A 4684-nucleotide genomic window follows, 5' to 3' on the forward strand; every position below is an offset into this window, starting at 1 on the left:
GCCAGGCGCTGCATCATGTAGTACAAGGCGGTCCCTAAATACTTGAGGTAACGCAAACGGTAGTAAAGGCCGTAAAGGAGACCAAAGAGCCGCATCGTTCCCCTTATTCCTTCATAAGCAGCTGGGCGATGCGGGCGGACAGCCGGCGCGGCCCCAAACGGTTGCTGAAGGCGACGAACTTGTTGATTAGCCCCGGAATGCCGACGGGACGCCCCGCCAGCATGAGCCGAACCCCGTACTCCGCGACGCCGCGGCTGTCCACCGTCAACTGCTTGCGGAACCAGTTGCCCTGGCTGCCCGCCGTTTCCCAGAAGTCCGTCCGGGTAAAGCCGGGGCACAAGGCGCTGACGCGCACGTTGGTGCCCGCCAGCTCGACGCTGAGCGCCTCGGTAAGGTGCAGCACGAAGGACTTGGTCGCGGCATAGGAGGCAAAGCCGGGCATCGGTTGGAATGCGGCCAGCGACGCCATGTTCAGGATGCGCCCCGAGTCCCTGGATATCATCTGCGGCAGAAACAGCCAGCTTAAATGCAGCAGGGCCCGGACGTTGAGGACGATCATGGCCTCGTGCCTTTCCCAGGGCGTGTCCAACGTCGGGCCCACCGAGCCCAGGCCCGCGTTGTTCAACAGAAAGTCCACCGTCAGACCCTCCTCGGTGACGTATTCGTGCAGCTCCTTCGGCCCTTCCTGCAGCGAGAGGTCCTTCGGAACGACGCGAACCTCGACGCCGTGCTTCGCGGTGAGGTCTCTGCCCACCTCCTGCAACTTGGATTCGCTGCGCGCCGCCAGCACCAGGTTGCATTTCTTCTCCGCCAGCACCGCGGCGAGATCGGCGCCGATGCCGCCCGAGGCGCCGGTTATCAGCGCCCAACGCCCGTCCAGTTGTCCATCATGTCCATTATCCATGATTCATCTCCTCCTCGCTCCGTTGCGATCTTGCGAATGATCTTGTGAATTTCCGTCGCAAACTTCGTTCGCGCCGGATTTTACCCTCACCCCAACCCTCTCCCGGAGGGAGAGGGGGAAGAGGGCGCCCCCGCGCATTCGTCTCAGTGGAATCACGCGCTTTGTTACCCCCTTCGCGCAATAGCCCCGTTAACGCAATGCGGTCGTCACGGGATGCTCCGGCGCCATCCAGAGCTTCTCCAACTGGTAGTAGGCGCGGGCGGAGGGGGACATCAGGTGCACGATCGCATCGCCCAGGTCCACCAGCACCCACTCGCCGTAGTCCTGGCCCTCGACCCCCAGGCAGCGGACGCCGCAATCGCGCGCCGCCTGGGTCACCCGCTCGACCATGGCGCGCATTTTGCGGGAGGAACTGCCGCCGGCGAGGACGATGGTGTCGGCGACGTCGGTGAGCTTGCGGACATCGAATACGCGCACGTCTTCGGCCTTGAGGTCTTCCAACGCGGTTACGATGCGGCGGCAGAGGGTGTCCAAGATCAGGTGCCGTACAGGCGGTGTTGCCGAATGTAGCGGTACACCGGCGGCGGCAGGAGGCGTTCCGCATCCGCCGCGTAGCCGCCGCGCAGCCACCGCCGCAGCTGGGTGGAACCGATGTCGAGCGCGCCGATAGCGACCCGCGCGACCTGGCCGGCGGGGGGCAGGCGCAGGCTCGCGGCGTCTTGCGGATCGGGATGTTGCAGCAATTCCGCCAGCGGCGCCGGCAGCAGGGGCTGCACGGCAGGCCGGTCCCCGGCGGCGGCAGGGCGGTCAACGACCAGTACGCCGGTGTGCTTGAGGATCCGCCGCCAATCGCGCCACGTGCGAAAACCGTGAAAGGCGTCGCTACCCACGATCAGGCATAGCGGCGTTCCTTCGAATTCGTCGCGCAATTCATAGACGGTGTTCACCGTATAGGACGGCGCCCTGCCGCGCAACTCGCGCGAGTCCAGGATCAATCCCCGGCAACCGGCGATGGCCTCCCGAACCATGGCTTCGCGGCGCGCGGCGGAGGCGAAGGGGGGCGGCCGATGCGGCGGCTTGCCGACGGGCAGAATGCGAATCTCGCGGAATTGCCCGCCGCGGTACAATTCCTTCGCCAGGTGCAGGTGGCCGTTGTGGATCGGGTCGAAGGTGCCGCCCAGAATGCCGACCGCGGCGGCGGACTCCATACCCGCCTCGCGCTTTGCGCCCGTCGCGCGCATCCGTTCCTCCCTGCCCCCCGCCTGCCGCCGCCCGCGCCCGGCACGGCTTGCCGCGCCCATGGCGGCGCCGCTCTCAGCCGCGGATCTGCCCATCTCCCAGGACCACGTATTTGCGCGAGGTCAGCCCTTCCAGCCCTACCGGACCGCGGGCGTGAAACTTGTCGGTGCTGATCCCGATCTCGGCCCCCAGGCCGTATTCGTAGCCGTCGGCGAAGCGGGTGGAGGCATTGACCAGCACGGAGCTGGAGTCCACCTCGCGCAGGAAGCGCATGGCACGGCCCAGGTCTTCGGTGACGATGGCGTCGGTATGTCGGGAACCGTAGCGTTCGATGTGCTCTACGGCGTCGGCCAGCCCGGTTACCACCCGCAGCGACAGGATGGGCGCCAGGTATTCCGTGCCGTAGTCTTCGGGGGTGGCGGCGCGAATCTCCGGCAGCAGGCGGCGCGACGCGGCGCAACCGCGGATCTCCACGCCGGCGGCGGCGAAGCGGGGGCCGACCCGCGCCAGCAGATCGGGGGCGACGGCCTCCGCGACCAGCAGGCATTCCATGGTGTTGCAGGTGCCGTAACGCTGGGTCTTGGCGTTGTAGGCGATGGCCTCGGCCTTGTCGAGGTCGGCCCTGTCGTCCACATAGACGTGGCAGATCCCGTCCAGATGCTTGATCACGGGCATTCGGGCCTCGCGGCTTACCCGCTCGATCAGGCCGCGCCCGCCGCGGGGGATCACGACGTCCACGAATTGCTGCATGCGCAACAGTTCGCCCACCGCCGCCCGGTCGCCGGTATCCACCACGATGACCGCGTCTTCCGGCAGCGAGGCGGCGCGCAAACCTTCCCGCACGCATTCTCCGATCTCGCGGTTGGAGCGCCGGGCCTCGGAGCCGCCGCGCAGGATGGCGGCGTTCCCGGACTTGATGCAAAGCCCGGCCGCATCGGCGGTGACGCTGGGGCGCGATTCGTAAATAATGCCGATGACGCCCAGGGGGACGCGCATCGTGCCCACCCGGATGCCGGAGGGACGGGGGCGCAAGCCGGCGATCTCCCCCACCGGGTCCGGCAGGGCGGCCACCTGCCGCAGGCCGTCGGTCATGGCTGCGATGCGGTCTTGGTCCAGCGACAACCGGTCCAACAGCGGCGCCGGCAATTCCTTGCCGCGGGCCTCGGCCAGGTCTTCGGCATTGACCTCCGCCAGCCGCTCGCGGCGCCGCTGCAAGCTGTCGGCGACCGCCAGCAGGGCGCGGTCCTTGTCGGCCGCGCCGGCGCAGGCCATGACGCGGGCGGCGGCGCGGGCGCGCCGCCCCGCCTGCTGCATGTATTGCGCTACGGACTCAGCCACAGCGGGCCCGTTCCGCCGGAGCTTGCGGCGGTCGCGGCGGCGGCGCCAGCCGGCCCGCGAAGATGCGCGCCAAAGTCTCCACGTAGAACCGATGCTCGGTCTCCAGCACGCGCGCCGCCAGCGTCTCGGCGGTGTCGTCCGGGCGCACCGGCAGCGCCCGCTCCGCGACCACGGCGCCGCTGTCGTACTCTGCTTCCACCATGTGCACGGATACCGCCGTGCGCCGCTCTCCCGCGGCCAGCACCGCCCGGTGCACGTGTATTCCGTACATGCCCCGGCCGCCGTAAGCGGGCAACGGCCCGGGATGAATGTTGACGATGCGGCCGCGGAAGGCGGCGATGGTCTTTGCCCCCACGGGCCGCAGGTAGCCGGCGAGGACGACCCAATCGGCGCGGTAGCGCAGCAGGGTGTCGCGGATGGCCGCGTCCAGCAGGCCAGGGGCGGGATGCGTGCGGCCGCTGAGGTGGCAGACGGGCAGGCCGTAGCGGGCGGCGCGTTGCAGCGCCTCGGAGTCGGCATTGTTGCCGATCGCTACTGTCGGGAGGGCGGGGAGCCGTTGTGCGCGACAAGCGTCCAGGATCGCTTGCAGGTTGGTGCCGCGGCCGGAAGCCAGCAGGCCCAGTCTCACCATGCGCCGGCCCCCGTAGCGGCCCCCGCGGCGGCCCCGGCCCCGGCGCCAACGCCCCGAGGAGGGGCGGCGGCAACCCCCGCCGCGGGCGCATCCCCCAGCGCAAAGCCCAGCGCCCGCAGGGGCGCCCGCAGGGCGGCGGGGAGCGGGGCGGAACCCGGGCGCGGCCTCAGGTCGGCGAATTCGGGGCGCAGCGGGTAGCGGTCGCGCAGGGCCTGAAACGCGCCGCCCCGCTGCGGCGGCGGCAGTTGCGACAGGCCGCGCAGGGCGCGCGCGTCGGCGCCGATGTCGTAAGCGGCCAGGATGCAGCGCCGTAGCGCTTCTCCCGGCGCAGTGCCGGGCGGCGGCAGGAAGGCCGGCGGCGGCGACGGCGGCGCAGGCGCGGACGGCGGCTCCGCCGGGGACAGGCACAGGCGCCGGCACAGGCGCCGGTACAGCAGCGATGTCGCCCGGCGCTTGGCCGCGCGGCTATAGCCGGCGATGTGGGGAGTGCCGAGCGCCGCCAGACGCAACAGTTCCCAGTCAATCTCCGGCTCGCCTTCCCAGACATCGAGCACCGCCGTCAGCCGGCCGGC

6 protein-coding genes are annotated in these 4684 nt (G+C 69.9%); all 6 read right to left on the reverse strand.

Annotated features, from left to right (window positions below):
• Positions 1–103 precede the first annotated feature (103 nt).
• Positions 104–904 (reverse strand): SDR family oxidoreductase, encoded by an 801-nt coding sequence (locus OXU43_01535; GenBank protein ID MDD9823853.1) that lies wholly within the window; start codon positions 902–904, stop codon positions 104–106.
• Between the two features lie 189 nt (positions 905–1093).
• Positions 1094–1441 carry a ribosome silencing factor gene (gene rsfS, locus OXU43_01540; protein MDD9823854.1) on the reverse strand — a complete coding sequence of 116 codons (348 nt, stop codon included), beginning with the start codon at positions 1439–1441 and terminating at the stop codon, positions 1094–1096.
• On the reverse strand, positions 1441–2205 hold the full coding sequence (nadD, locus tag OXU43_01545) for a nicotinate-nucleotide adenylyltransferase (GenBank protein MDD9823855.1): 765 nt from the start codon (positions 2203–2205) through the stop codon (positions 1441–1443). The genes rsfS and nadD overlap by 1 nt, the downstream gene beginning before the upstream one ends.
• 13 nt (positions 2206–2218) lie before the next feature.
• The gene (locus OXU43_01550) at positions 2219–3457 is read right to left on the reverse strand and encodes a glutamate-5-semialdehyde dehydrogenase (protein MDD9823856.1); all 1239 of its coding nucleotides are present in this window, start codon (positions 3455–3457) and stop codon (positions 2219–2221) included.
• 16 nt (positions 3458–3473) lie between these two features.
• Positions 3474–4112 carry a phosphoribosylglycinamide formyltransferase gene (purN, locus tag OXU43_01555; protein MDD9823857.1) on the reverse strand — a complete coding sequence of 213 codons (639 nt, stop codon included), beginning with the start codon at positions 4110–4112 and terminating at the stop codon, positions 3474–3476.
• Positions 4106–4684 (reverse strand): hypothetical protein (locus tag OXU43_01560; protein ID MDD9823858.1); only part of this gene is annotated, 579 nt, incomplete at its 5' end. The genes purN and OXU43_01560, both read right to left, overlap by 7 nt.

The sequence above is a fragment of the Gammaproteobacteria bacterium genome (assembly GCA_028817255.1).
Lineage (GTDB): Bacteria > Pseudomonadota > Gammaproteobacteria > Porifericomitales > Porifericomitaceae > Porifericomes > Porifericomes azotivorans.